The sequence below is a fragment of the Providencia sp. M-27 genome (assembly GCF_011077905.1).
Taxonomy (GTDB): domain Bacteria; phylum Pseudomonadota; class Gammaproteobacteria; order Enterobacterales; family Enterobacteriaceae; genus Providencia; species Providencia huaxiensis.
Genome location: NZ_JAALBT010000002.1, coordinates 81,434 through 108,384 on the forward strand (window position 1 = coordinate 81,434; position 26,951 = coordinate 108,384).

General features: G+C 40.8%; 24 protein-coding genes. 18 read left to right on the forward strand and 6 right to left on the reverse strand.

The genetic code is table 11. The features are described from left to right. Positions 1-51 precede the first annotated feature (51 nt). The 8 genes from G6Q48_RS03710 (at position 52) to G6Q48_RS03745 (ending at position 7,854) form a co-directional block, all read left to right on the forward strand. Positions 52-738 (forward strand): DedA family protein, encoded by a 687-nt coding sequence (locus tag G6Q48_RS03710; protein WP_042851864.1) that lies wholly within the window; start codon positions 52-54, stop codon positions 736-738. A gap of 117 nt (positions 739-855) precedes the next feature. Beyond that, positions 856-1,827 carry an acetyl-CoA carboxylase, carboxyltransferase subunit beta gene (gene accD, locus G6Q48_RS03715; RefSeq protein WP_102137621.1) on the forward strand — a complete coding sequence of 324 codons (972 nt, stop codon included), beginning with the start codon at positions 856-858 and terminating at the stop codon, positions 1,825-1,827. Beyond that, on the forward strand, positions 1,817-3,106 hold the full coding sequence (gene folC / locus G6Q48_RS03720) for a bifunctional tetrahydrofolate synthase/dihydrofolate synthase (protein WP_166264558.1): 1,290 nt from the start codon (positions 1,817-1,819) through the stop codon (positions 3,104-3,106). The genes accD and folC overlap by 11 nt, the downstream gene beginning before the upstream one ends. Positions 3,107-3,111: 5 nt before the next feature. Continuing rightward, positions 3,112-3,753, forward strand: a complete 642-nt coding sequence (gene dedD / locus G6Q48_RS03725; protein ID WP_102137623.1) for a cell division protein DedD — start codon at positions 3,112-3,114, stop codon at positions 3,751-3,753. 179 nt (positions 3,754-3,932) lie between these two features. Continuing rightward, the gene (gene cvpA, locus G6Q48_RS03730) at positions 3,933-4,436 is read left to right on the forward strand and encodes a colicin V production protein (protein WP_004912301.1); all 504 of its coding nucleotides are present in this window, start codon (positions 3,933-3,935) and stop codon (positions 4,434-4,436) included. Between the two features lie 14 nt (positions 4,437-4,450). After that, positions 4,451-5,968: an amidophosphoribosyltransferase gene (gene purF, locus G6Q48_RS03735; protein ID WP_102137624.1), complete on the forward strand. Its 1,518-nt coding sequence runs from the start codon at positions 4,451-4,453 to the stop codon at positions 5,966-5,968. A 384-nt stretch (positions 5,969-6,352) separates the two neighbouring features. Then, a complete protein-coding gene (locus tag G6Q48_RS03740; protein ID WP_166264559.1) occupies positions 6,353-7,177 on the forward strand; it encodes a DUF1963 domain-containing protein in 825 nt (274 codons plus the stop codon). A gap of 104 nt (positions 7,178-7,281) precedes the next feature. Further along, complete coding sequence (locus G6Q48_RS03745) at positions 7,282-7,854, forward strand: UbiX family flavin prenyltransferase (protein WP_102137626.1); 573 nt, start codon at positions 7,282-7,284, stop codon at positions 7,852-7,854. A gap of 3 nt (positions 7,855-7,857) precedes the next feature. On the opposite strand, the gene G6Q48_RS03750 is transcribed toward G6Q48_RS03745, so the two are convergent. Beyond that, positions 7,858-8,769: a TIGR01777 family oxidoreductase gene (locus G6Q48_RS03750; protein ID WP_102137627.1), complete on the reverse strand. Its 912-nt coding sequence runs from the start codon at positions 8,767-8,769 to the stop codon at positions 7,858-7,860. A 483-nt stretch (positions 8,770-9,252) separates the two neighbouring features. Between G6Q48_RS03750 and yfcD the strand changes: the two genes are divergently transcribed. From yfcD to G6Q48_RS03770, 4 genes are all read left to right on the forward strand, one after another. Next, entirely contained in the window at positions 9,253-9,795 is a 543-nt protein-coding gene (yfcD, locus tag G6Q48_RS03755) for an NUDIX hydrolase YfcD (protein WP_102137628.1), read from the forward strand. 244 nt (positions 9,796-10,039) lie between these two features. After that, positions 10,040-11,269 carry a M24 family metallopeptidase gene (locus G6Q48_RS03760; protein ID WP_207393010.1) on the forward strand — a complete coding sequence of 410 codons (1,230 nt, stop codon included), beginning with the start codon at positions 10,040-10,042 and terminating at the stop codon, positions 11,267-11,269. Between the two features lie 18 nt (positions 11,270-11,287). Continuing rightward, a complete protein-coding gene (locus G6Q48_RS03765; RefSeq protein WP_125891316.1) occupies positions 11,288-11,485 on the forward strand; it encodes a DUF3311 domain-containing protein in 198 nt (65 codons plus the stop codon). Then, the gene (locus G6Q48_RS03770; protein ID WP_166264561.1) at positions 11,482-12,924 is read left to right on the forward strand and encodes a sodium:solute symporter family protein; all 1,443 of its coding nucleotides are present in this window, start codon (positions 11,482-11,484) and stop codon (positions 12,922-12,924) included. Before G6Q48_RS03765 ends, G6Q48_RS03770 begins: the two co-directional genes overlap by 4 nt. Positions 12,925-12,972: 48 nt before the next feature. On the opposite strand, the gene G6Q48_RS03775 is transcribed toward G6Q48_RS03770, so the two are convergent. From G6Q48_RS03775 to ackA, 3 genes are all read right to left on the reverse strand, one after another. After that, positions 12,973-13,623, reverse strand: a complete 651-nt coding sequence (locus G6Q48_RS03775) for a DUF3313 domain-containing protein (RefSeq protein ID WP_102137632.1) — start codon at positions 13,621-13,623, stop codon at positions 12,973-12,975. Between the two features lie 196 nt (positions 13,624-13,819). Beyond that, entirely contained in the window at positions 13,820-15,949 is a 2,130-nt protein-coding gene (pta, locus tag G6Q48_RS03780; protein ID WP_207393011.1) for a phosphate acetyltransferase, read from the reverse strand. A 90-nt stretch (positions 15,950-16,039) separates the two neighbouring features. After that, positions 16,040-17,242, reverse strand: coding sequence for an acetate kinase (gene ackA / locus G6Q48_RS03785; protein WP_102137634.1), 1,203 nt, complete (start codon positions 17,240-17,242; stop codon positions 16,040-16,042). 594 nt (positions 17,243-17,836) lie between these two features. Here ackA and yfbV point away from each other — a divergent pair. The 5 genes from yfbV (at position 17,837) to G6Q48_RS22165 (ending at position 22,496) form a co-directional block, all read left to right on the forward strand. Continuing rightward, positions 17,837-18,292: a terminus macrodomain insulation protein YfbV gene (gene yfbV, locus G6Q48_RS03790; RefSeq protein ID WP_102137635.1), complete on the forward strand. Its 456-nt coding sequence runs from the start codon at positions 17,837-17,839 to the stop codon at positions 18,290-18,292. A gap of 139 nt (positions 18,293-18,431) precedes the next feature. Beyond that, a complete protein-coding gene (locus G6Q48_RS03795; protein ID WP_102137636.1) occupies positions 18,432-18,926 on the forward strand; it encodes a YfbU family protein in 495 nt (164 codons plus the stop codon). Between the two features lie 391 nt (positions 18,927-19,317). Beyond that, positions 19,318-19,992: a sugar phosphatase gene (locus tag G6Q48_RS03800; protein WP_166264563.1), complete on the forward strand. Its 675-nt coding sequence runs from the start codon at positions 19,318-19,320 to the stop codon at positions 19,990-19,992. Positions 19,993-20,080: 88 nt separating this feature from the next. Then, positions 20,081-21,913 (forward strand): SLC13 family permease, encoded by a 1,833-nt coding sequence (locus tag G6Q48_RS03805; RefSeq protein ID WP_102137638.1) that lies wholly within the window; start codon positions 20,081-20,083, stop codon positions 21,911-21,913. 166 nt (positions 21,914-22,079) lie between these two features. Further along, the gene (locus G6Q48_RS22165) at positions 22,080-22,496 is read left to right on the forward strand and encodes a hypothetical protein (protein WP_229597463.1); all 417 of its coding nucleotides are present in this window, start codon (positions 22,080-22,082) and stop codon (positions 22,494-22,496) included. Positions 22,497-22,546: 50 nt separating this feature from the next. Here G6Q48_RS22165 and yfbR read toward each other — a convergent pair whose 3' ends face one another. Both yfbR and G6Q48_RS03820 read right to left on the reverse strand, forming a co-directional pair. Next, positions 22,547-23,128: a 5'-deoxynucleotidase gene (gene yfbR, locus G6Q48_RS03815; protein ID WP_166264564.1), complete on the reverse strand. Its 582-nt coding sequence runs from the start codon at positions 23,126-23,128 to the stop codon at positions 22,547-22,549. A 406-nt stretch (positions 23,129-23,534) separates the two neighbouring features. After that, positions 23,535-24,749, reverse strand: a complete 1,215-nt coding sequence (locus G6Q48_RS03820) for a pyridoxal phosphate-dependent aminotransferase (RefSeq protein WP_004259802.1) — start codon at positions 24,747-24,749, stop codon at positions 23,535-23,537. 790 nt (positions 24,750-25,539) lie between these two features. Between G6Q48_RS03820 and G6Q48_RS03825 the strand changes: the two genes are divergently transcribed. Then, on the forward strand, positions 25,540-26,463 hold the full coding sequence (locus G6Q48_RS03825) for a LysR family transcriptional regulator (protein WP_102137640.1): 924 nt from the start codon (positions 25,540-25,542) through the stop codon (positions 26,461-26,463). The last annotated feature ends 488 nt before the right edge of the window (positions 26,464-26,951 follow it).

Below are 26,951 nucleotides of genomic sequence, written 5' to 3' on the forward strand. Positions count from 1 at the left end.
TATCTCATAATTATTGCAAATAGCATGGATGCTATTATTAATGAGGATTATATGGAATTTATCACTTTTATTATCGACTTTATTTTACATATCGATGTACACCTTGCTGAACTGGTCAGAGATTATGGTACATGGGTCTATGGTATCCTGTTTCTGATCCTATTTTGTGAAACAGGGTTAGTGGTCACACCATTTTTACCTGGAGATTCGTTATTATTTGTTGCTGGCGCGATTTCGTCATTAGACAGCAATGACTTGAATGTCCATTTAATGGTCGCTTTAATGATCACCGCGGCAATTATTGGTGATGCAGTGAACTACACAATCGGGCGTATTTTTGGTGAGAAACTATTCAAAAATCCAGATTCGAAGATTTTTCGTCGTGTTTATTTAGATAAAACCCATGCTTTTTATGAAAAACATGGCGGTAAAGCGATTATACTGGCACGCTTTGTGCCGATAGTCAGAACTTTTGCGCCATTCGTTGCAGGAATGGGTAAAATGTCTTATCGTCACTTTGCGTTTTATAATGTGACGGGCGCGTTTATTTGGGTATTATTATTCACCTATGCAGGTTATTTCTTTGGTGAATTACCGTTCGTACAAAAGAATTTGAAATTACTGATAGTCGCGATTATCTTTGTTTCAATTTTGCCGGGTGTGGTTGAAATTATTCGTCATCGCCGGATCGCTGCAAAAGAAAAGCGTGCGGCAGCGCAAAAAATCGATAACCACTAAGCCGTTTAGCAAGGTGGTTTAACAAGTTTTTATCTACAGTGAGATATCATTGTGGTTTAATGGCAAAAAATTACATACTGGTGATAACCAGAGTGAATCAGACAAAAAGGTCCATTAATGAGCTGGATTGAAAAAATTTTAAAGAAAGGTAACTTGACCCAATCACATAAAGCCAATATCCCAGAAGGGGTTTGGACTAAATGCGATAGCTGTGGGCAAGTATTATATGGTGCTGAATTAGAGCGTAATTTATCCGTGTGTCCAAAATGTGACCACCATATGCGAATTCACGCACGTCAGCGTTTAGAAACCTTCCTTGATGAAAACTCAACAACGGAATTAGGTAGCGAACTTGAGCCAAAAGATATCCTTAAGTTCAAAGATTCAAAAAAATATAAAGACCGTATTGCTGCTGCGCAAAAAGAAACAGGTGAAAAAGATGCGATCATCGTGCTAAAAGGCACATTGAAAGGCATGCCTGTTGTGGCTGCAGCGTTTGAATTCGCCTTTATGGGCGGTTCAATGGCCTCTGTTGTCGGTGCGCGTTTTGTGCGTGCGGTTGAACAAGCTCTGGAAGATAACTGCCCATTGGTTTGTTTCTCTTCAAGTGGCGGTGCGCGTATGCAAGAAGCACTGTTATCATTGATGCAGATGGCAAAAACCAGTGCCGCATTAGCAAAAATGCAAGAACGTGGTTTACCTTATATTTCAGTATTGACCGACCCAACCATGGGTGGGGTATCTGCAAGTTTAGCTATGTTAGGTGATATTAACGTGGCTGAGCCGAAAGCATTAATCGGTTTTGCGGGGCCGCGTGTTATCGAACAGACGGTTCGCGAAAAATTACCACAAGGCTTCCAACGCAGTGAATTCTTACTTGAGAAAGGCGCGATTGATATGATAGTTCGCCGCCCTGAGATGCGTGACCGTTTAGCTGAAATATTGGCAATGTTAACCAATAAACCAAGCTTTAATGAGACACCTATCATCGTAGCGGAAACGGTTGAAATCGACATTAACGCCGTTGATGAACTTGATGCCCAAGAGCCAAAAAAGGATTCTGAAAAGCATAAAAAAGATGATGAGTAATCTAATCATTCCTAACGCCAAGTCTCCTTTGGAGGCTTGGCTTTCTTATCTCACCGACCTACATAGCCAAAATATTGATATGGGGTTGGAGCGAGTCGGTCAAGTTGCTAGGAAAATGAACCTAACGCAACCTGCCCCCAAAGTTATCACTGTCACTGGAACCAACGGCAAAGGAACAACCTGTCATACGCTAGAGTCCATTTTTATGGCTTCTGGGCTAAACGTTGGGGTTTACAGTTCACCACATCTTATCCGTTATACCGAGCGCGTTCGTATTCAAGGGCAAGAACTTCCCGAATCTGATTTCTGTGAGGCATTTGCCACAATTGAAGCCCAGCGTGCAGATATTTCGCTGACCTATTTTGAATATGGCACCTTGGCTGCGTTACAGTTATTTAAACAAGCTAAACTCGATATTGTGATTTTAGAAGTCGGTTTAGGCGGGCGGTTAGATGCGACAAATATCGTTGATGCTGACATTGCAGCGATCACCAGTATTGCCTTAGACCATATTGATTGGTTAGGCGCAGACCGTGAGCACATTGGTTATGAAAAAGCCGGCATTTTTCGCAAAGATCACTATGGTGTCGTTGGTGAGCCAGACATGCCAGCTTCAATTGCTCAAGTGGCTGAGCAGTTAGGTACGCGGTTATTTCGTCGTGGTGTGGATTGGCAATACAGTGAGCAAGAAAATAGTTGGTCATGGAAAAGTTCACAGCGTGAATGGCATAATTTGCCGTTACCCAATGTCCCTTTAGCGAATGCCGCGACGGCACTGGGTGTGGTAAGTTGCTTACTGGAAATTGACACTGATATTGCCCAGAAAGTGACTGAATCCGCTATTCATCAAGGTTTGAAATCGGCTCAATTACCGGGTCGATTCCAAATTATCGGTGAAAAACCGTTAATGATATTGGATGTCGCTCATAACCCACATGCAGCTGGGTACTTAGTCAGTAAATTAGCCACCTTACCGGAAACTAAAAACCGTCGCATTCGCGCGGTGGTTGGGATGCTAGGCGATAAAGATATCAAAGGGACGCTTGAGTGCTTATCACAACAAGTCACCGACTGGTACCTTGCGCCATTAACTGAGTTTAGGGGAGCCGATGTGGCCCAACTTAGTCAATATTTACCAGCAGCTAACCAGTTTGGCAGTGTAGAAAAAGCGTGGCAACAAGCTTGCATCGATGCAAACGAGCAAGATGTGATTGTGGTGTGCGGGTCATTTCATACCGTCGCTCACGTCATGATGTTATTGGAAAATCAAGAAGGATAGTGCCGGTGGCTAGTAAATTTCAGAATCGACTTGCTGGCGCCATTGTGCTCGTAGCAGTAGGTGTCATTGTGCTTCCTGCTCTGCTTGATGGCGATAAAAAATACAATGAAAATGAATTTGCGGCCATTCCTATTATCCCTAAACCGGGTGATGAAGAAGATATTGAGGCAATCGCGCCTATTGTGAGTACGACAACCACCGCTTCTTCAGAAGGGGCTTCTGAAGCCATGTTGTCAGAAGCCATTACGCAGCAGCAAAACGAACAGGTTGAAACACGGCCATCGACAACAAGCCCTGCACCGAGCGTAGTTGAACCAGTCAAGCCGGATCCTAAGCCTGAACCTAAAGTTGAACCGAAGCCACAACCGAAACCTGAACCTAAGCCCGAGCCTAAACCTCAGCCACAGGGCAAAGCATTTGTGGTACAAGTGATCGCATTGAACAATGCAAGTAAAGTTGAGGAGATAGTCGCTAAACTAAGGTTGTCTGGCTACCAAGTTTATACGGTGCCAGCAAAACCGGTGAATAATAAACTCACACGTATTTACGTAGGGCCAGAGGCCTCAAGGCAGCGCTTAGAAGCAGCTTTACCTGAATTGAACAAGATTACGGGAACAAAAGGAATAATTCAAAGCTATAAACCTTAAAATAGAATTTCAATAATCCCTAAAAGGTAAGGGGATTTAGTAACTTACTGCGGCGATTATGATTTTTTCTTTTCGCCGCTATTTTTTTTAAATTGATAGAAAAATGGTTACGCAAACGTTTTCGTTTTCTGTTAGAATGCACTTCGCTGATGTCGTGAGTGCGAATTTTGGAATAAAATATGGTCTGGATAGATTACACAATTATCGCCATTATTGGCTTCTCGGCACTAGTTAGCTTGATCCGTGGGTTTGTACGAGAGGCGCTCTCATTGGTTACATGGGGCTGTGCTTTTTTTGTTGCGAGTACGTTTTATCCTTATTTAGCGGGCTATTTTACTCGCTTTGAGGATGTGCTGGTTAGAAATGGCATTGCTATCGCTGCTCTGTTTATTGCCACATTAATTGTTGGCGCGGTGGTGAACTATGTGATTAGCTCGTTGGTACAAAAAACCGGGTTATCAGGCACAGATCGGGTTCTGGGGATCTGCTTCGGCGCGTTGCGTGGTGTACTGATTGTTTCGGCATTGCTGTTTTTTCTCGATACATTTACACCATTACCTCAAAGTGAGGACTGGCAGCGTTCGGAACTTATTCCGCAGTTCAGTCATATAATCAGGTGGTTTTTTGACTACCTGCAAAATGCGTCAAGTTTCCTACCGGAGAACATTTCTCCGTCTGGCTGATGAGGAAAGACTAAATGTGCGGTATTGTCGGTATCGCCGGTGTTACACCGGTAAACCAATCAATTTATGATGCTCTCACGGTGCTTCAGCATCGTGGGCAAGATGCAGCAGGTATTGCCACAATTGATGGCAAAAATAATATTCGTTTACGTAAAGCGAATGGCCTTGTAAAAGACGTCTTTGAAACCCGACATATGCTCAGACTACAAGGTTGTATGGGGTTGGGCCATGTTCGTTATCCTACAGCAGGCAGTTCGAGTGCATCAGAAGCACAGCCTTTCTATGTAAACTCACCTTTTGGTATTACCCTTGCACATAATGGTAATCTGACAAACGCTCACGAACTAACGCGAAGCTTATTTGAAACTGCTCGCCGCCATGTTAACACCACCTCTGATTCTGAAATACTACTGAACGTATTAGCGCATGAGCTGGATAGGTTTGACCATTTTCCTCTCGAGCCAGACAATGTTTTCAGTGCAGTGGCAGCCATGCACAAGAAAATACGCGGTGCATATGCATGCGTGGCATTAATTATTGGGCATGGCATGTTAGCCTTCCGTGACCCTCATGGTATCCGTCCGTTAGTATTAGGGCGCCGCATTACTGAAAGCGGTGAGCATGAATATATGGTCGCTTCAGAGAGTGTCGCGCTTGATACTTTAGGCTTCGAATTTTTACGCGATGTCGCTCCGGGTGAAGCGGTATATGTGACAGAAAGAGGGCAATTATTTACACGCCAATGTTCTGATAACCCACAATTAACCCCATGTATCTTTGAATATGTCTATTTTGCTCGCCAAGACTCTTTTATTGATAAAGTGTCGGTATATAACGCAAGATTACGTATGGGACAAAAACTGGGCGCCAAAATTGCCCGTGAATGGGAAGATTTAAATATCGATGTGGTGATCCCTATCCCAGAAACATCGTGTGATATTGCGCTAGAAATCGCACATATTCTTGATAAACCATATCGCCAAGGTTTCGTGAAAAACCGCTATGTAGGCCGTACATTTATCATGCCGGGTCAGCAAGAACGTCGTAAATCCGTACGTCGTAAACTTAATGCGAACCGTGCAGAGTTTCGTGATAAAAACGTCTTACTCATCGATGACTCAATTGTGCGCGGAACAACATCTGAGCAAATTGTTGAGCTAGCGCGCGAAGCTGGAGCAAAAAATGTTTATTTTGCCTCAGCGGCACCCGAAGTGCGTTTCCCTAACGTGTATGGTATTGATATGCCAAATGCAAATGAATTGATTGCACACGGTCGTGAAGTGGATGAAATTCGTAAGCTTATCGGTGCAGATGGCCTGATATTCCAAGATTTAAGTGATTTGGTGGATGCTGTTAAAGAAGAAAACCCGGAAATCACGGAGTTTGAGTGCTCGGTATTTGATGGTATTTATGTGACAAAGGATATCGACCAAAGTTATTTAGACTACTTAGAAAACTTACGGAAAGACGATGAGTTAAAGTTGAAGGACCAGAGTGAGGTTGAGGATTTGGAAATTTACAACGAAGGCTAAATTTTCGTCATAGTTTGGGCTACAGCGTTGTTGGCTTCATTCAGCTACCCAAGTCACATACTTTTGTATGCTCCTTGGGATAGCCTCATTTGCCGCCTAGCTGTAACCGAAACTATTTAGAAAATTAATGGTGATTGTGATTTTTTGTCGTCATTAAATTTACAGCGTTGTTGGCTTCATTCAGCTACCCAAGTCACATACTTTTGTATGCTCCTTGGGATAGCTTCATTCGCCGCCTAGCTGTAACCGAAACTATTTAGAAAATTAGTTATAGTTTTATAACTATGACTTGAAATGAAAGGGTAAGTTACAGTTATATCTGATTTTAAATACGTAAAAATCAAGTAGTCTAGAGGGACATTAACTGTCTATTTGGAATGCTATATGGTCGACTTCAATTCCCTTCCTGATGTAATTAAACCTTTCGCAGATAAAATCAAAGCCACTAAAAAGCCGCTTGTTACAATGGCCTTAACCCCAATTGAAAACACTGTGTTATGGGAGAGTCGAGTCGGTGGTATGCCATATTTGCCACTGAATGAAAAATACCCGACGAATAGTGAAGGAACTCCTTTAAAGTTGTTGGCACAAATTAATTTTGCACAAATGCCTAAACTCGAAAATTATCCAGAAAAGGGTATTTTGCAATTTTTTATTGGCGGTGATGATTTATATGGTGCCGATTTCAATGACAGACAAAACCAAGAAGATTTCAGGGTTGTCTATTGGGAAGATATTATTGAAGACTCAAACCAATTAACCCAAGATTTCTCTGAGGTTATTGCGGCACACAGCGATGATTATTATACACCGATAGACTGTCAATGCCGTATTGAATATGCGCTCGCGGAGCAGTACATCAGTATCGATGATTTCCAATTTGGTCAGAAAATTTTAGGGGTCGACAACCTCTACGATTATGAAGACCAATTTGAAGGTGAAGACTTTTACGACGAATGGGTTGAACCTTATAGTGATGCATTCGAGTCAGGCGCTCACTGCATTGGCGGTTATCCATTTTTTACCCAAAGTGACCCAAGGGAATATGAAGAAAAAATTCAACAATATGAATTACTTCTGCAAATCAATAGTGATTATGAAATTGGGATCCTTTGGGGGGATATCGGTGTGGGTAATTTCTTTATTCACCCTGATGATCTGAAAAAACGTGATTTTAGTCGAGTCGTGTATAATTGGGATTGCGGCTGATAGCCAAAAAATTTGCCATAGCTAGAGCTACAGCGTCGTTGATATCTGCCATTCTAGTGAGATTTGTATATAATACGGTGAGTTATCGTGAATAGGGCAGCGAAATGAAAAAACTGATCATTGGGTTAACCGGGGCAAGTGGGGCTATTTATGGTGTCCGCTTGCTTGAAGTGTTGAAACCTGTCAAAGAGGTAGAAACCCATTTGGTGATGAGTGCGGCTGCCCGACAAACATTAGCATTAGAAACAGATTACAGTGTCAAAGAGGTTCAACAGCTCGCTGACCATAACTATGATAGCCGCGATATCGCAGCTGCGATCTCTTCGGGGTCGTTCCGTACTGCTGGCATGGTGATCATGCCTTGTACCATGAAGACGTTATCAGGTATTGTTCATAGTTATACAGATACGTTGGTCACTAGAGCTGCGGACGTGGTACTGAAAGAAGGTAAAAAATTACTTTTAGGTGTCCGTGAAACGCCATTGCATGTTGGGCATTTGAAATTAATGGTTCAAGCTGCAGAAATGGGAGCCGTGATCATGCCCCCAATGCCTGCGTTTTATCACCAACCTGAAACAATCCAAGATATTATTGACCAAACGGTTAACCGCATTCTTGATCAGTTTGATATTGAACTAGAACAAGACCTATTTCACCGCTGGCAGGGGGCGAAATAATATTTACTGATCAGCATGTGGAATAAGCAAGTCAGTAAGCGCTTCTTTTAATTCGATATGTTCAAATTGAAAGCCTGCCTCTTCTAATCGTTTGGGGATCGCCTGTTGGCCACCCAAGACCAGCGCTGCAGATTCACCCATAATGGTCTTAATCACAAAAGCGGGTGTTCGCACAAATGAAGGGCGATTGAGAACATCACCTAATGTGGCAGAAAATAAGTCATTATGAACCGGATAAGGTGAGGTCATATTAAAAGGGCCAGAGAGTGTTGGAGTATCTAATAGAAAACAAATCGCACGAACCATATCATTGATATGTATCCATGGCATGTATTGTTTCCCGTCACCAATTGGACCTCCCGCACCCATTTTAAAAATGGGGAGAATTTTGGCAAGTAAACCGCCATTCGCTGATAACACTAAGCCGGTGCGTAATAAACAAACACGCGTTTTTTCTGATTGTGCATTAGCGGCTAAAGCTTCCCAATGCTGTGTGAGTTGGTGAGTAAATTCATCGTGGGGCTGTTCGTCTTCTGTGACGACTGATTGGCCTTGGTTACCATAATAACCAACGGCTGAACCCGATAAAAATACGCGAGGTGGTGTTTCACTGGCCGTAATTAATTCACTAAGTTGTTGAGTTAATTTCCAGCGGCTGTCACACAATAATTTTTTTTGTTCCTCTGTCCAGCGCTTGTCCGCGATGGGTTCGCCAGCAAGGTTAATGACAGCATCAAAGTCATTTAAGTGAGTTTGATCATTGAGCGTCGTCCAGCACTCAACAGCCTTGCAAAAATGGCTATAAACTTTTTGTGGAGAGCGGCTTAATACAGTAACCTGATGCTCTAGAGAGATCAGTTTTTGGATAAGTGGTGTTCCGATTAGCCCGGTGCCGCCTGTTATGAGTATCTTCATCGCCATCCCCGTCATATTTCAAACCGCAGCGTTGTTGCCTACGTTCTGTCACCTTAGTCACATACTTGTGTATGCTCCTAAGGATGCCATCTCTTAGCGCCTAGCTGCAATTTAAACTATTTAGGGGATACCCCCCTGTCAATATACTCAAACCGCAGCGTTGTTGCCTACGTTCTGTCACCTTAGTCACAATACACCAACTTTGCGTATTAACTTTTCATTAGTGTCACAAACTACAGCGTTATGATTTAACTATAGCATTTGTGAACACAATTTGTATGATTTGCTTGGGCTACCTTAAAGAAACAGGATTTCATTATCATTGTAATAAAGAAGTGTTTTTTTATGATGGCAACCCATCACAAATTCAGCTAGGATCGTTTCTATAGTTGTGGATCAATGCAGATTAGTATTGTTTGGCACACAATAATAATCAGTCTAATGATATAAGCAGTTTTAGCTTAAAAATAAAAGGTTTACAGGATGGAACAACCAACCGAAGTCGTTGAGTGGGTCGATATTGTTGATGAAGACAATACGGTGATTGCTCAGGCAACACGTAGCCAAATGCGAGCAGAAAACCTACGCCATCGTGCAACTTACATCGTTGTCCATGATGGAATGGGAAAAATACTGGTTCAACGACGCACAGACATTAAAGATTTTCACCCCGGCTTCCTTGATGCAACAGCAGGAGGAGTCGTTACAAAAGGTGAAAACATCCTTGATTCTGCAAAGCGCGAAGCGGAAGAAGAGCTGGGTATTGCAGGTGTTCCTTTTGCTGAACATGGCCATTTTTATTTTGAAGATGCGCATTGTCGTGTATGGGGCGGGTTGTTTAGTTGTGTAAGCCATGGCCCATTCGCTTTACAAGAGTCTGAAGTGGCTGAGGTCAGTTGGTTGACCCCGAAAGAGATCAGTGCACGCTGTGACGAATTTACGCCAGATTCACTCAAAGCGCTTTCTTTATGGTTAACGCGTAATAATGAGTTAGAAAAAACCATCACTTGTGCTGAAAACTTATAACTACTCAGACTTAAATGATTAAAGGGCTAATTTATTTAGTCCTTTTCTTTATTTTCCCTAAAATCAAATCTCTAGCAAAGTTAATTTCTGGCTAATATATAACTATTAGTTATAAAAAACTTGTATGTTAAACGATGTATTCATTTCGACACTAGATATAATGTGGCAGATCTTAACATTTATCGTTTGCGATATGATGCACTGCGTGATGTAGATATGACGCTTCGAGAGAATAAAAATGACAATGAATAAACAGAATACTTTTTTGAAACAACAACACCTTGAGAACGTAACCCACAAAGCCCGTGAGATTATGGAGCGTGAAGGGATTGAAGCATTAATCGCAACAGTGGGTGATAATTTCTATCACTTAACCGGTTTTGCGAGCTTCTTTATGTATACTTTCAGGCAAACAGGCTCTGCGATCGCGGTTATTTTTCGTGATCCGTCTATTGAATCATTGGTTATTATGAATGAATTTGAAGCGGCAAATTTGTCACTTCAAATGCCTAATGCAAAGATTAAAACATTTCCAATTTGGGTGGATGTAGACGACCCTTACAATCCAGAAAATGGCAAAGTAATGAAGGCAAGGCCAATTAATAGCCCAATAGAAACGATTTTTAATATACTTAAAGAGGCGTTGTCAGATGCAGGCGTTTATGGAAAACCGGTTGCGATTGAATTAAACCAAATTACACATACTGGAAAAGTATGGCTGGATAAGGTTATCCCTGGGCTAAATTTGGTTGACTCTTCACCGTTATTTAATGAATTACGCATGATTAAAAGTGAGTGGGAAATCGCTCACCTCAGAAAGTCTGCACAAATTACAGAAGCTGGTATTGCTGCTGCGAGTAAATTAATTAGAGTTGGTTGTACTTCAGCAGAATTAACCGCAGCTTTTAAAGCGAAAGTGATGGAATTCCCTGAAACGAACTATAGCCGCTTCAATTTAATTTCAGTTGGCAGTGATTTTTCACCCAAAATGATCCCAGATGACCAGCCGGCAGAAGAAAGTGATTTAATTAAATTTGACTGTGGTGTTGATGTGGCAGGCTATGGCGCTGATATTGCACGCACATTTGTGGTTGGTAAACCGAATGAAAAAGTCGCTGCTATTTATCAAACCATCTTAAAAGGTCATCAATATATGTTAAGCCGAGTTGCACCCGGTGTCGCATTGAGTGATGTTTTTAATGAAACAATGGCACTGATCCGTTCCTCGGGATTGCCTTATTATAACCGTGGGCACTTAGGCCATGGGGATGGCGTGTTTGTCGGGTTAGAAGAAGCCCCTTTTGTGAGTGCTGCGACGACAGAAGTCTTTCGAGCTGGGATGGTCATGAGTTTAGAAACGCCATATTACGGGATTGGTGTGGGCGGCATTATGATTGAAGATATGCTACTCATCACTGAAGATGGTGTTGAAATGCTAAGTCATCTGCCCCGTGAATTGGTCTCTTTAGGGTAATGGAATAAGGAATTTTCTATGAAGTGGTATCATTATTTAGTTATTTTCCCAATCCTAGCATTAACCGTGGGCATTTATTTCGTTAACCAAGTAGAGCCTTTTGTGATGGGCTTGCCATTTTTAATGTTTTGGATTGTGGCATGGGTGATTGTTACAGCTTTAGTGATGTTATTAATCAATGTATTAGATAATAAAAATACTAAGGAAACATCATGAGTTCCTCATTAATTATCATCACTGCATTTTTCTTTTTTAGTATTTATTTAGCTATCCGCGCTAAAAAAGGAAAAACGATGGATCACGAAGGATGGTCTGTCGGTGGGCGTAGTTACGGCGCACTGCTGGTTTTCTTATTAAGTGCAGGGGAAATATATACCACATTTACCTTCCTCGGTGGGAGCGGCTGGGCTTACGGAAAAGGCCCTGCAATCCTATATACCTTAGCAGTCAATGCGTTTATGGGGATCTTTTTATATTGGGTACACCCAAGAGTATGGCGCTTCGCAAAAGATAATGATGTCAGAACGATTTCTGAGTTATTTACCAAGAAATATCAAAGCCCGGGGTTAGGGTTATTAATTAGCTTAATTTCTATTGCTGCGATGGTGCCTTTATTTGTTTTGCAGCTCAAAGGATTAGGCATTATTGTTTCTCAAGCGTCTTATGGTGCAATTCCAGCTGATATTGCCATTTGGATTGGAATTATCGCAGTGACGTTGTTTGTGATGATTTCAGGTATTCATGGTTCAGCTTGGACATCAGCTCTGAAAGATCTAATGATTTTAATTGTGGTGGTGTTTATCGGTATTTATATCCCACTTCATTATTACGGTAGCTTTGGGGAGATGTTTAAAGCGATAGATACGGCAATGCCAAGCTTTTTAACCTTCTCCGAAACAGGGCTTAATATTCCTTGGTATATTTCGACTATATTCTTATCTGTAGTTGCCTATTTCTGTTGGCCACACTATATGGCCGCAGTGTTTACCGCAAAAGATGAGAAATCTCTGAAACGTAATAGTATTTTGATCCCAGCTTACAGCTTGATTATGCTATTTGCTTTTTTTGTCGGCTATGCGTCTATATTGCAAATTCCGCATCTTGAAGGGGCCGCGGTGGATTTATCGCTGTTTGAGATATCTAAAAGCACCTTCTCACCTATTGTTGTCGGTTTTATTGGCGCTGCGGGTATGCTAACGGCATTAGTTCCAGGATCGATGTTGTTGTTAACCACCTCCAATATGCTAGCAGGCGTTGTGCAAAAAGCGATGGGTGTGAGTGAAGAAAAACGCCAGTCAGGTGTTTATGCACGCTTTATGGTGCCTGTTGTTGCGTTAGTCAGCTTGTATTTTATTTTCCACAGTAACGATACTCTCGTAGCGATTATGTTACTCGGCGTGAATATTGTTGCACAGTTTTTCCCTGCTTTATTGATGAGCTTTAAACAACAAAACCCAATGACACCAGCAGGTGCTATTTGTGGGATTTCTACGGGAGTTTTATTCCTTGCGGTAACCTATATCGAGAAAATTTCGTTAGCACAATTGTTCCCTTGGTTAGGGGAAAGTTTAAGTTTCATGAATATCGGTATTGCGGCATTTATTCTGAATATTATTGTTGCAGTGGTGGTTTCATTATTTACGCGTAAAAGATAGTCTATTAAATTACGGATGGTAATTTTATTTACCATCCGTAATGACATATTATGCATTTGGAACAACTTCATCCGCGATAATATCAACAGCGTCCTTTAAGTCTTCTAAGGTTATCACCTGTTCAGTATTACTTAATTGGTTCCCACTGTTTTTCCTAATGGCTTCATATAAAGGCAACCCAGTTTGTGAGTCAGTGACTTTCCATTCAAAATAAATATTCGTGTCAGCATCTCGGCTTCCTACTGCAAGTTGGGTTCCTGCTATCACTAACATAACAGGTAAAACTTCATAGGGTTTGAGTTCTTCAGCAGTTGCGCTAACAGAGGTAATGACACCTGCAAATTGTAATGTATTAGGCCCTGGTGTTTGGGTTAATTCAAAGTGCTTTTCTAGCTCTTTTTTGACCTGTTGATTCGTGTAATTAAGTAGAACCGTTGCGAATTTTTCATTTATTTTATTATGTTCATTAAGCGGTTTAAATTTTATAGGGGTAAAAATAAGCTTATTTTTTTGAGTTGTATTTAGTTGGTCTGAATGCCATGCTTTGATTATATTGCCAGACGGCGTTTTAACTTCAGATAAACGGTCATAGTTACTCAAAAAATTTGATTGTTCTGTTGAAGAAGGAAGGCGACTAGAACAAGATGCTAGGAATAAAGTACCGATTATGATTATAAGATTTTTAGTTAGGTGATTCATATTATTACCATTGCTATGATGCGACACAAAAAATTAGTGCGAATGCTATCATCTGTAAATTTGATATAGTTAATAAAAAATGCGACTAATAAACTAGATGATAGTTTTTGTGGTAATTAATTTGTTTATTTGTGCTTATTGGTTTCAAATATAAAAAAAGCGCTCAACTGAGCGCTTTTTACATCATAGAGATGAATTATGCATTTTCGTTTTGTACGGCTTGGATTGCAGTTAATGCAACCGTATAAACGATGTCATCAACTAATGCACCACGAGACAAGTCATTGACAGGCTTACGCATACCTTGCAGCATTGGACCAATAGACACTAAGTCAGCAGAACGTTGTACTGCTTTATAAGTGGTATTACCGGTATTCAAGTCAGGGAAGATAAATACGGTCGCTTTACCTGCAACTGGCGAATTAGGAGCTTTAGATTTAGCAACGTCAGCCATCACTGCCGCATCATATTGTAATGGGCCATCGATGATTAAGTTTGGGCGTTTTTCTTTTGCTAAACGTGTTGCTTCACGCACTTTCTCAACGTCACTACCTGCACCTGAATCACCAGTAGAATAAGAGATCATCGCAACGCGTGGGTCAATACCGAACGCTTTTGCGGAATCAGCAGATTGGATAGCGATTTCTGATAATTGCTCTGCAGTTGGATCTGGATTGATAGCGCAGTCACCATAAACAAACACTTGCTCAGGTAATAGCATAAAGAAAACAGAAGAAACTAATGAGCTGCCCGGTGCTGTTTTAATTAATTGTAGCGGTGGACGAATAGTATTTGCCGTCGTATGAACTGCACCAGAAACTAGGCCATCAACTTCGCCTTTTTCCAGCATTAATGTCCCTAATACGACGTTATCTTCTAATTGCTCGCGAGCAACAACCTCAGTCATTCCTTTGCTCTTACGTAATTCAACGAGGCGAGCAACGTACTCTTCACGTACTTTAACTGGGTCGACAATTTCAATGCCAGTGCCGAGCTCAATACCTTGCGCTGCCGCAACGCGACGAATGTCTTCTGGGTTACCTAACAGTACACAAGTTGCGATGCCGCGTTCTGCACAGATAGATGCAGCTTTAACGGTACGTGGCTCGTCGCCTTCAGGAAGAACGATACGTTTGCCAGCTTTACGCGCTAATTCAGTTAACTGATAACGGAAAGCAGGTGGTGAGAGGCGGTTAGGGCGCTCAGAGTCTGCAACCAGTGATTCGATCCAATCGCTACTAATATGACGAGCCACGTAGTTTTGAATTTTTTCAATACGTTCGTGGTCATCTGCAGGGACTTCTAAGCTAAAGCTTTGCAGATTCAGTGATGTTTGCCATGTATTGCTTTTCACCATAAACACCGGCAGGCCTGTTTCGAACGCTTGTTCACACAGTTGGCGAATAGGCGGGTCAATGTTGTAGCCACCCGTTAGTAGAACCGCACCGATTTCAACACCATTCATTGCCGCTAGTGATGCAGAAACTAACACATCAGGGCGATCTGCGGAGGTCACTAATAGTGAGCCAGGGCGGAAGTGCTCAAGCATGTGAGGGATGCTACGTGCGCAGAAAGTCACAGATTTAACGCGACGGGTTTTGATTTCACCTTCGTTAACAACTTCTGCACCTAAGTGCCTTGCCATGTCCATAGCACGAGTGGCAATTAAATCAAAGTTCCATGGAATGGATGCAAGTACAGGTAAATTCAGCGCAGAAAGTTGCTTAGTATCGAGGTTAGCCACTGTCGCTTTAGTTGAATCATCAAAGATTTCAGACAGATCAGGGCGAGTACGGCCTTGCTCATCAACAGGCGCATTCACCTTGTTAATAATAACACCGATAATATTTTTATTACGTTGGCCGCCAAATTCGTTGCGTACTAACTCTAAACGTTCTTGCATTTGCGTAATGGAGCTATTGCCTGGTGCAGTGACAAAAACAATCTCTGCGCCTAATGTTTTGGCAATTTCATAGTTTAATGATTGAGCAAATGAATGTTTACGTGTTGGCACTAAACCTTCAATTAAAATCACTTCCGCATTTTTTGTGTGGTCATGATAGCGAGCGACGATTTCTTCCATTAACACATCTTTTTTGGAAGAGGTCAGTAGCGATTCAACGTATTCCATTGTTAAGGGTTCAACAATGGTAGTAATACTTGAATGAGAGCGCAGGACTTCAGTGGTTTGGTCTTTGTTGCCAGAGACGCGTGGCTGTGCGATAGGTTTGAAAACGCTTAATTGAACACCTTTTTGTTCCATTGAGCGAACGACACCTAGGCTAACGCTAGTTAAGCCAACGCTGGTGCCAGTAGGTATTAACATAATTGTACGGGACACGGGAACCTCTTTATTTCGGTTACTCTAATGACAAAACGATACCGCCGCCAGCATGTTGCTGGCGGTAGAAGTTGCTTATGCGGTTAAACGCGCAGTATCTTGGGCGATAACCAACTCTTCATTGGTTGCGATAACCAGAGCAGGGCGGCTGTTATCGGTGGTGATTAAACCTTCTTTACCGAAGCGTGCTGCTAAGTTACGCTCATGGTCATATTCGAAACCAAGGATAGCCAGTTTCTTCAAAGTAATTTCACGAACTTGCGCTGAGTTTTCACCAATACCACCTGTGAAGATGATAGCGTCAAGACGGCCTTCCATCAGTGCACTGTATGCACCAACGTATTTAGCTAAACGATGGCAGAAAACATCCATTGCGCGAGTGGCATCTTCTTTAGTGCCGTAGTTGTCTTCAACGTAGCGGCAGTCGCTAGTTACGCCAGTTAAACCTAATAAACCAGACTCTTTGGTCAGCATTTTGTTGATTTGATCAACGCTCATGCCTAAAGAATCATGTAAATGGAAAATAATTGCAGGGTCGATATCACCACTACGAGTTCCCATTACCAGACCTTCTAATGGCGTTAAGCCCATTGACGTATCTACACATTTACCATTAACAATAGCAGTAACAGAACCACCGTTGCCTAAGTGGCAAGTGATAACGTTTAGATCATCAACAGATTTGTTGAGTTTTTTCGCAGCTTCACGGGAAACATAGTAATGGCTTGTACCGTGCGCACCATAACGGCGGATACTATGCTCTGAATATAATTCGTATGGCAATGCATACAGATAAGCTTCCTGCGGCATGGTCTGATGGAATGCGGTATCAAAGACAGCGACATTCTTGTTGATCAGATGCGGGAAAGATTTTCTTGCTTCTTCAATACCGATAAGGTGAGCAGGGTTATGTAATGGCGCGAATGGAATAGCCGCTTCGATGCCTTCAATCACTTCGTCTGTAATTAATACAGAAGAGGTGAATTTCTCACCACCATGAACAATACGGTGGCCAATGGAGGTGATTTGCTCTGATAGCTCAGGTTTTTCAGCAAGAATAGTGTTAACAATGAAATCCAATGCTTCGCTATGCGCTGCACCAGCACCTAAAGGCGCTTCTTTCTTAGCACCATCCATTTTCCACTTAATACGGGCTTCCGGGAGGTTAAAGCACTCAGCTAATCCAGATAAAAATTCATCGCCATTAGTTGGGTCGATGATGGCGAATTTCAGTGAGGAGCTACCGCAGTTTAGAACCAGTACCAGCTTACTTGACATGGAAATACCTATCGTTAATTGTTGTTGTGAAGCCTTTTAAACAACATGAAAAGACTCAGATTAAAAATATACTGCTAAAGCCTAGCGTATTTATGACCTGAAACATCATGATTGATATCATGTTAAAGGCGAAAAAGTTAAAGATCGTGAGACCTTTATGGGGTTGATAAAACAGGCGCTATTCTTTCCAGCAAAGGGTTATAAAAGTAAACCTTTGCATCTAGTGTTGAAATAACGACCAATAACCCCAATATATAACTGTTGTCTATCTTCCGTTTTGAAGATGGATAAAGCTAAAAAGTAACAAATGCAACAGCAATTCTAAATGCGGTAGATTCTACTAAAATTATTTTATATTTTATACGTTTTTTTTAAAAATAGGGGCTTTGATTGATTAAAATCATAAGTGACGTATAAAGTGGTGTTATAGCACAGGGTTACATTGCTATTAGAATAGCTGATATTTAGTAAAATGACTTAACTTAAGGTAAATGTAATGAAATAATTTCGTTATCTTAAATGTGCTATCATTTTACCATCGTGCAATCTATAAATTATTGCCTCAGTTTTTAAGAAGTCGATAGGAAACGTTTCATGAGTACATTACAAAGTACACCGCCCGGTTTTTTTAAACGCTTTAGATTAGGTAACCACTATCTGAAGACTTTTCCTATGGAGAAAAAACTGTCGCCAATCTTCCCCGAAATTCGCATTAACAAGGCTGTTCGCTTTGGTATTCGTTTTATGCCACCCATTGCAATTTTCACATTAGCATGGCAAATCGCATTAGGTGGGCAACTTGGTCCCGCCATTGCAACGGCACTGTTTGCCTGTAGTTTGCCAATGCAAGGTTTATGGTGGTTAGGAAAACGTGCTGCGACGCCTCTGCCATCGAGCTTGTTGAGCTGGTTTCACGAGATCCGTGATAAATTTACCGAAGCGGGTATTGTCATGGCACCGATTGAACAGCAACCCGATTATATGGCGTTAGCTGATTTACTAAAACGTGCGTTTAAGCAGCTGGATCGTTCCTTTTTGGAAGATATCTAAGAGATGATTTCCATTAAAAGGTAGATTTAACAATAAGTAATGCAAAAAACGTGTTTAGATCAATAAAAGCGATGTTTTCACTGTCTATGATTGATGTTGAATGCGAAGATAAGCCATACTTTTTAGTGGGAGAACCATGATGGAAATGACTAACGCACAACGCTTGATCTTATCTAATCAATATAAAATGATGACCATGCTTGACCCCGATAATGCAGAACGTTATCGCCGCTTACAAACCATTATTGAACGTGGTTTCGGTTTACAAATGCGTGAGTTAGACAGAGACTTTGGCCATTTAAGTGAAGACACCTGCCGTACTGTTATTGATATCATGGAAATGTACCATGCACTGCAAGTCTCTTATAGCAACATGGCTAATAAAGAAGACATTGATGGCCGCCGTGTGCAATTTTTGGGCTTTGATGCGGCAACAGAAGCGCGTTATCTGAGCTATGTTCGTTTTATGGTCAATACAGAAGGGCGTTATACCCACTTTGACAGTGGAACGCATGGGTTTAACTCACAAACACCAATGTGGGAAAAATATAATCGTATGTTAGCGATTTGGCATGCATGTCCAAGGCAGTATCATTTATCAGCAGTAGAGATATCCCAAATCTTCAACGCTTAGTACTCATCATTCTTCGCGCTGTAGTGTTGTTGACTACATTCGGCTACTCGGGTTACATACTTTTGTATGTTCCCCGGATATCTTCTCTAGTCGCTTAGCTACAGCGTGAATATTTAGAGCAATCTCGTCATACTTCACTTTATCGCCTAGAGACAAGGCAAATTATTTAGAGTAAATGGGATTAATAGGTATAAAATTTCAACTTCAAATTAACATTTCTTTCCTGTTTTAACTCTCTAGTGCATTCAAATCTAAGTCTTAGGCTCAATTCTTAATTATTTTTAATATTGAGGTTGCGTATATATGCCTATTTAGCGTTAACTAGTGGGCTAGAATCGATTCAACTTTTTATGTTATGCGAATTGCACAATTAAAGGGTAAAGGGGGAGATGTGAAGTTAAAGGCAAAAGGGTTTCTATTTGATTTAGATGGCACATTGGCGGATTCGCTGGCAGTTGTTGAGCGTTGCTGGTGTAAATTTGGTGAGCGAATAGGAAAAAGCCCTGAAGAAATTATTAACTTTATTCATGGAAAGCCAGCATTAACCAGTTTGCGTCACTTTTTACCTGAGGCGAGTGATGAAGAAATTATGGGTTATTTTCGCTGGTTAGAAAAAATGGAAAGTGAAGATACTGAAGGCGTTATTGCTTTACCCGGCGCTATTGCTTTGCTATCGCGTTTAAATGAAATTGGCGCGCCGTGGGCGATTGTCACCTCTGGTACTGTACCAATTGCCCATGGCCGTCAACAAGCGGCAGGGTTACCAGAGCCTAAACATTGGATAACATTTGAAAAAGTGTCCAAAGGTAAGCCAGATCCAGAACCGTTTTTACTTGGGGCACAAGCACTTTCTCTTCCTACAAAATCCTGCATTGCCTTTGAAGATGCGCAGGCAGGCATCCATTCTGCATTAACAGCAGGCTGCCAAGTGGTCGCAGTCCATGCGCCAGAAGGCATGCCGCGTCGTGATGAAATCCAAGTAATTGTGAGTTCACTGGCACAAATTTCCGTTACGGGGCCTGACAATAATGGTGATTATGAACTTTTCGTGTCTAATTTGACTTAATGGTGATTTAATCAAAGAAATTCTCCGTAAAACATGCTTAACTGAATAAAATTCTTAGCAATGTTTTTTTTCGTCGAAAGGGGATATTTTGAACGGAGAATTGCTGTGGGTCTTGACCCTCCTATTAATTGCGATAGTTTTATTTACCACAAATAAGATCCGTATGGATGTGGTAGCGTTACTTGTCATTGTCGCGTTTGTATTGAGCGATACTTTAACGCTAGAACAAGCTACAGCCGGTTTTGCTGACCCTAACGTCTTGCTAATCGCTGCATTATTTGTCATCGGTGATGGCCTTGTTCGCACAGGGATAGCCTATCAAATGGGAGACTGGCTTGTTCGCGTTGCAGGAAGCAGCGAAAGCAAAATGCTGGTTTTCTTAATGCTCACCGTCGCTGGGTTAGGGGCTTTTATGAGCTCCACTGGGGTGGTGGCGATTTTCATCCCCGTCGTTTTAAGTGTCGCATCACGCATGAAAACGTCCCCTAGCCGGTTAATGATGCCATTAGGCTTCGCTGGGCTAATCAGTGGGATGATGACACTGGTGGCCACGCCACCTAATATGGTGGTGAACAGTGAATTGGTACGAGAAGGGATCAAAGGCTTTCAATTTTTCTCTATTACCCCGATTGGTATTTTAATTTTATTCGCGGGTATCGCCTACATGTGGCTGACAAGGCGCTGGCTAGGCAGTAACGAACCTGATAAACAACCAGTTAAATATCAGCGTACTTTCCGTGATTTAATTCGAGATTACAAGCTGACAGGCAGAGCTCGCCGTCTTGCTATCCGCAAAGGTTCCCCGCTTATTGGCCATACCCTTGATGAACTGCATCTTCGCTCTCGCTACGAAGCTAACGTGGTAGGGATTGAGCGTTGGCGTAAATTCCGTCGTGTGATGGTGAGCGCGACGGGGGGAACGGAGTTACGCGAGCGAGATGTCTTATTAATTGATATTTCTGTGAGTGATGACGACTTACGTCAGTTTTGTAGCGAACAACTCCTTGAACCCATGATTTTACGAGGTGATTATTTTTCAGAGCAATCACGAGACGTAGGCATGGCTGAAGTATCGATGAACCCAGATTCCGAACTATTGGGTAAATCGTTAAAGGATATTAAATTTCGTACTCGCTATGGTTTGAACGTGGTTGGTATTCGTCGTGATGGCAAGGCATTGGATGGAAAACTAGTTGATGAACCGCTTAGATTAGGGGATATTTTATTAGTCATTGGTGATTGGAAATTAATCCGGGTTTTATCGACTAAGCCACGGAACTTTATTGTCCTGAATCTAGCTGCTGAAGTCGAAGCGGTTGCCCCTGCCGCCTCTCAAGCTCCTCATGCTTTATTTTGTCTGGCACTAATGGTCGCGATGATGGTGACCAATGAAATTCCTAATTTTATTGCGGCGCTGATTGCCTGTTTATTAATGGGAAAATTTCGCTGTATCGACATGGAAAGTGCGTATAAGTCAATTCACTGGCCGAGTATCATATTAATTGTTGGGATGATGCCTTTTGCGCTCGCATTGCAAGAAACGGGCGGGATAGCACTTGCAGTTGATGCCTTGATGAAGATAGCGGGTGGGTTAGGTCCGCATGTCATGCTGCTGTGTTTATTTATCCTTTGCGCTACGATTGGTTTGTTTATTTCTAACACTGCAACAGCGGTATTGATGGCGCCAATTGCCATTGCTGCAGCACGTCAAATGGAGGTTTCTCCGTTGCCATTTGCTATGGTTGTTGGTATTGCTGCATCAGCTGCGTTTATGACCCCTGTTTCATCACCTGTTAACACCTTGGTATTAGGGCCAGGGGGTTATAAATTTTCTGACTTTTTGAAAGTGGGAGTGCCATTCACTATTATTGTGATGTTTATTAGTATTTTGGTCGTACCGGTATTATTTCCCTTTAATTAATTTTTGTTATTTATAATCTCAAAATTACCATCAATAACGAATGAAAAGTAAATCGTTATTGATGGTTTCTATTAAAAAAACGTAAGCGTTAATATTTATTCGTTTTTTCATTTGATAAACTAAATGCTAGCTTATTTCTGACAAATTAATGTGAGGAATATCTAATATGAATAAAGAAACTGCTACACCAGAAAGATATTATTTGGGCTTGGCAACATTTGAAAATTTTTGGGGGGAAGATTTAAGTTCTGTTGTCATTGAACACTATATTAATAACCTTAGTAATAGCAGTGCGAAAAAATACCCTAGGTCACAAACGTTGTCTAATATTGCAAATAAAGCTGTTATGAAAGATATTTTTGCATTTAAATATGAGCTCGGTGTTAATGATTCATATGATTATTGGGTTGTTGAAATAACAACTAAAAGTGGCAAAAAATATCGTACAAAATCGAGTTTTTATTGTTCTATTACCTTCGAAGATAAAGGAAAAATGGTATTGGGGGTTAATGGGGACTCCAAGCGGCTGTATGTGCATTTCCCGTCATCGTCTGACTGTTCTACCGCATTTAACGAAATATAATTAATAACTGCTTATGCAGAGTAGGAATATTTATTATTCCTACTAAAAAATTAATTACTGATTTCATCAAGGGAAAGTTTAAAGCCTGGGACAAATTTTTCCATAAAATAGTTCATTTCAGGGCTTTTTCTCTCTTCTAATATTTTCTCTAGACGTTTTTTTGCAAGTTTAAATTCACTATTACCTGCGGAAAGTTCCTCTAAACATTTCAAATAAGCACATAGTGAATCAGCTTGTTTAACCAATGAATGTTCTTCAGCAGTTTGTAAATCTTCAATAATTAGCTCACGGAAGTCATCTTGCAGTTCTTCTGGTAGCATTTCGAGTAATTTTTGCTGGGCGAACTTCTCTATTTTTTTATATTCATGAGCAATTTGCTGATTATGATATTTAATCGGAGTTGGTAAATCCCCAGTGATAACTTCGCTCGCATCATGGTACATGGCTAACATAGCTATTCGTTCTGCATTAACCTGACCACCGAATCGACGATTCTTGATGATAGCAAGAGCATGGGCAACCATAGCCACTTGCAAGCTATGTTCCGAAACGTTTTCAGTTCGGACATTACGCATTAACGGCCAACGATGGATTAACTTCATTCTAGCAAGGTGGGCGAAAAAGTAGCTCATAAGTCCTCTTTTATGGTGTCTACAAACAACAAAAATTATAACGGAAATAAAGTGACAGTGATATAAATTTATTGTTTTTTAATTGGTTACTACTCAGTGACATTATTTTAATATTTTTTGTCAAATTAAGAGCGTCTTAATAATACCATCTAATTTAGATTATAAATTAACTGATATTTTAATTGTGTTGAATTATGTAATCAAAAAAATATAATGAATATTCAATCCATAAATAAAGAGGCAGTATGAAATATTTTCCATTTATATTATTGGGCTTTTTCCTTGTGGCAATTTATTTTATTTCCATTCTTTGATTATCAGAATAATACAGTCTATTAGTGATGGCTAGATTTAGAATAAAAAAGCCTCCAGAGCTGGAGGCTTTTATTCTATATTTTACCCAATTCTATTGGCGATAACCTTCCAGGAAACGGCCAAATTTATTAATCGCCATTTCAAGGTCGTCAGCATAAGGTAATGTAACAATTCTAAAGTGGTCGGGTTCAGGCCAGTTGAATGCGGTACCCTGAACTAATAGTACTTTTTCTTGTAGTAACAGGTCTAAAATCATTTTCTGGTCGTCATAGATATTAAATCGTTTAATATCTATTTTCGGGAACATGTAAAGAGCACCTTGCGGTTTGACACATGAAACACCCGGTATTTGGTTGATCAATTCCCATGCACGATTACGTTGCTCATATAAGCGGCCACCCGGCTGAATGAATTCGCTAATACTTTGATAGCCGCCCAATGCAGTTTGAATAGCATGTTGCATTGGCACGTTGGCACATAGGCGCATAGAGGCTAGCATTTCTAAGCCTTCAATGTAGCTTTTAGCATGTTTTTTCGGGCCGTTTAATACCATCCAACCTTGGCGGAAGCCAGCGACGCGATACGTTTTCGATAAACCATTAAAGGTGATGGTTAATAAATCAGGGGCGAGGGCGGCAATCGAGTGATGCACAGCATCATCATAAAGAATTTTGTCATAAATTTCATCAGCATAGATAATAAGATTGTGCTGACGAGCCAACTCGACAATTTCCATTAATAGATCTTTGCTGTAGACAGCACCGGTTGGGTTATTTGGGTTGATAACCACAATCCCACGCGTTCTTGGGGTGATCTTTTTGCGAATATCTTCAATATCAGGCATCCAACCTTGCTGCTCATCACACATATAATGAACGGCTTTCCCACCAGAAAGGGAAACTGCAGCAGTCCATAGTGGGTAATCAGGGGCAGGGACTAACATTTCATCGCCATTATTAAGCAGTGCTTGCATCGCTTGGACGATAAGCTCAGATACACCATTACCAATGTAAACATCTTCTACCGTCATTTCGTGAATACCACGAGCTTGGTAGTGCTGGACGATAGCTTTACGTGCAGAATAGAGCCCTTTGGAATCACAATAACCTTGAGAGCTCGGCAGATTACGTAAGACATCGACTAGGATTTCATCTGGGGCTTCAAAGCCAAACGGGGCCGGGTTACCAATATTGAGTTTGAGGACTTTGTTGCCTTCTTCTTCTAGGCGCTTAGCTTCTTTTAATACGGGCCCACGAATGTCATAGCAAACATTATCGAGCTTACTGGATTTAGTTAGATTATTCATAGTTCTCTCATTACCCTAAGGGTTACATTGGTCGAGCCGGCGTTATTCCTTTACTGTACTCTTCCCTCAGAAGCTTTTGAAGATGCAAGGTTATTTTTGGTGTAAAAGGTTGGTTTACGCGTAAATGTAATGTTTGGTATCTTATTATCTTACTTAGGTTAGCTGTCTATTCCAAAAATAGGGTATTGGTTGGATTATAATTTTAACATTCTTTGATGTTTTGGAGTATAAATAGTAAAAAAGCATAAAAATAGTGAAAAAGGAAAAATTGTATCAAAATGTAATATTAAGCATTGAATGGTTAAATCAGACATGTTTTTTTTGCGGTAATGGCCTTTTTTCATAATAATTAGTGTGATTTTGTTAGTAATATTGATTGTTTCGAGGTGTTTTTTTTAACGAAAAGTGCGCCTTAAATTCATAACTCATTGATATTTTTGGCTATAACCAAATAGTGAAATGAGTTTTATAATGTGCTTACATTAAAATAATTGCGATTACATTAAATATGTTACTATTTAGGCGTTTCCAAGAAAGCATGTTTTAGCTTGTTTTTTAAGAAAACATTGCCTTTTTATTAAGATTATTTGATTTTTGGAAGTATGCTATTTGTACACATGCCTTATCGTCAATGAATAATGGACAGGGTGCAAAAAAGTAAAGTAATGAGAAGTTATTGCAGATCTATGGATTAGAAATGCACTCGCTTAGTAGTCGCTATAAACTCGCTGATTCTCATGGAGGAGAGCAGAAACACCAGGTAACATAAAATTATATAAGAGAATGAACGATGATAAATTCCAATCGTCCCATCATGAACCTAGATCTTGATTTGCTACGTACTTTCGTCGCTGTCGCAGATCTTAACACGTTCGCAGCTGCAGCTGCAGCCGTTTGTCGAACACAATCTGCTGTGAGCCAGCAAATGCAGCGCCTAGAGCAATTAGTCGGTCGTGAGCTTTTTGCTCGTCATGGGCGAAATAAACTGCTCACTGCGCATGGATTACAATTGCTTGGCTACGCAAGGCAAATACTTCGCGCCAACGATGATGCAACGGCATCGTTAACCTATAATGACGCGGATGGTGAATTGCGTATTGGTGCATCTGATGACACCGTCGATATCTTATTACCTTTCTTGCTTAATCGTATCGCATCTGTCTATCCAAGAATTGCCGTTGAAGTGCGTATTAAACGGGCACAGTTTATTGAGTCAATGCTCGATAACCATGAGATAGACCTTGCTTTAACAACGGCAAGAATTAGCCACCATCCCAAAACGGCTTTAAGAACTGTGCCTGTTTTGTGGCATAGTGCACCGGATTTTCAATTGCGTTCTAATGAGCCCATTCCATTAGTGGTTATGGACGAAACTAACCCATATCGTAAACTTTGTACTAGTGCTCTTGATGATGCAGGTTTGTCATGGCATGTGGCGTATGAAGCGGCTTCTTTACCTGCTGTCCGTGCAGCCGTAAATGCAGAAGTTGGGGTAACAGCAAGGCCAATGGAAATGCAAAATGCAGATTTACGCATTTTGAGTGAAGCTGATGGGTTGCCTCGTTTACCTGATATTCAGTATTGGTTGTATAAGAATGCAGATGAGCAAAAAGATTTTGTTCTGACTGTATTCGATGCGATTGAAAACAAAAAAATCCCTTATGTTGCAACTCCAGCAAGTGAATTGGTGGATATCAACGAAGAAGGTAATTAATTTAATCGATTCAACTGGTTATCTTAAGCATAATATTTAATCGATTTATTGTACTGACGGCAATTCCAATTATCTTGGGATTGCCGTTTTTTTATATCTTTTTTGTCCGTTTATTACTGAATCACTTGTTTGTGATCAATGTGTTATTGGTCATGTACAAATAAAATCAATGTGTTAATCACAGTCTAAATAACATTCGGGCTGTGATTGTGATGGCATCATTGGTTGAATGGCTTACGTACGCGTAGGTTAAGCCGTTTGGTGGTAGATGAAAGTGGATCGCTGCTGATGACTGAAACGATTATCTCATACCGTGGAACAAAATTTTCAATATTGGGAAATGGCATCGAGAAATTTGTTCTTGTGGGTGTTTAAATAATCCTCAGTGATATTTTTAATAGGTTATCAAATTCAAGTTTATCAATTTTTTATCGATATCCGCTCATAAAAAAAACAATTAACCACTTAATAAGTATGGTTAAATAGGA

Excerpts from the sequence above, each read along its gene's own strand:
- G6Q48_RS03710 (WP_042851864.1), top strand. The coding sequence starts at position 52 with ATGGAATTTATCACTTTTATTATCGACTTTATTTTACATATCGATGTA.
- accD (WP_102137621.1), top strand. The coding sequence starts at position 856 with ATGAGCTGGATTGAAAAAATTTTAAAGAAAGGTAACTTGACCCAATCA.
- folC (WP_166264558.1), top strand. The coding sequence starts at position 1,817 with ATGATGAGTAATCTAATCATTCCTAACGCCAAGTCTCCTTTGGAGGCT.
- cvpA (WP_004912301.1), top strand. The coding sequence starts at position 3,933 with ATGGTCTGGATAGATTACACAATTATCGCCATTATTGGCTTCTCGGCA.
- purF (WP_102137624.1), top strand. The coding sequence starts at position 4,451 with ATGTGCGGTATTGTCGGTATCGCCGGTGTTACACCGGTAAACCAATCA.
- G6Q48_RS03740 (WP_166264559.1), top strand. The coding sequence starts at position 6,353 with ATGGTCGACTTCAATTCCCTTCCTGATGTAATTAAACCTTTCGCAGAT.
- G6Q48_RS03745 (WP_102137626.1), top strand. The coding sequence starts at position 7,282 with ATGAAAAAACTGATCATTGGGTTAACCGGGGCAAGTGGGGCTATTTAT.
- G6Q48_RS03750 (WP_102137627.1), bottom strand. The coding sequence starts at position 8,769 with ATGAAGATACTCATAACAGGCGGCACCGGGCTAATCGGAACACCACTT.
- yfcD (WP_102137628.1), top strand. The coding sequence starts at position 9,253 with ATGGAACAACCAACCGAAGTCGTTGAGTGGGTCGATATTGTTGATGAA.
- G6Q48_RS03760 (WP_207393010.1), top strand. The coding sequence starts at position 10,040 with ATGAATAAACAGAATACTTTTTTGAAACAACAACACCTTGAGAACGTA.
- G6Q48_RS03765 (WP_125891316.1), top strand. The coding sequence starts at position 11,288 with ATGAAGTGGTATCATTATTTAGTTATTTTCCCAATCCTAGCATTAACC.
- G6Q48_RS03770 (WP_166264561.1), top strand. The coding sequence starts at position 11,482 with ATGAGTTCCTCATTAATTATCATCACTGCATTTTTCTTTTTTAGTATT.
- G6Q48_RS03775 (WP_102137632.1), bottom strand. The coding sequence starts at position 13,623 with ATGAATCACCTAACTAAAAATCTTATAATCATAATCGGTACTTTATTC.
- pta (WP_207393011.1), bottom strand. The coding sequence starts at position 15,949 with ATGTTAATACCTACTGGCACCAGCGTTGGCTTAACTAGCGTTAGCCTA.
- ackA (WP_102137634.1), bottom strand. The coding sequence starts at position 17,242 with ATGTCAAGTAAGCTGGTACTGGTTCTAAACTGCGGTAGCTCCTCACTG.
- yfbV (WP_102137635.1), top strand. The coding sequence starts at position 17,837 with ATGAGTACATTACAAAGTACACCGCCCGGTTTTTTTAAACGCTTTAGA.
- G6Q48_RS03795 (WP_102137636.1), top strand. The coding sequence starts at position 18,432 with ATGGAAATGACTAACGCACAACGCTTGATCTTATCTAATCAATATAAA.
- G6Q48_RS22165 (WP_229597463.1), top strand. The coding sequence starts at position 22,080 with ATGAATAAAGAAACTGCTACACCAGAAAGATATTATTTGGGCTTGGCA.
- yfbR (WP_166264564.1), bottom strand. The coding sequence starts at position 23,128 with ATGAGCTACTTTTTCGCCCACCTTGCTAGAATGAAGTTAATCCATCGT.
- G6Q48_RS03820 (WP_004259802.1), bottom strand. The coding sequence starts at position 24,749 with ATGAATAATCTAACTAAATCCAGTAAGCTCGATAATGTTTGCTATGAC.
- G6Q48_RS03825 (WP_102137640.1), top strand. The coding sequence starts at position 25,540 with ATGATAAATTCCAATCGTCCCATCATGAACCTAGATCTTGATTTGCTA.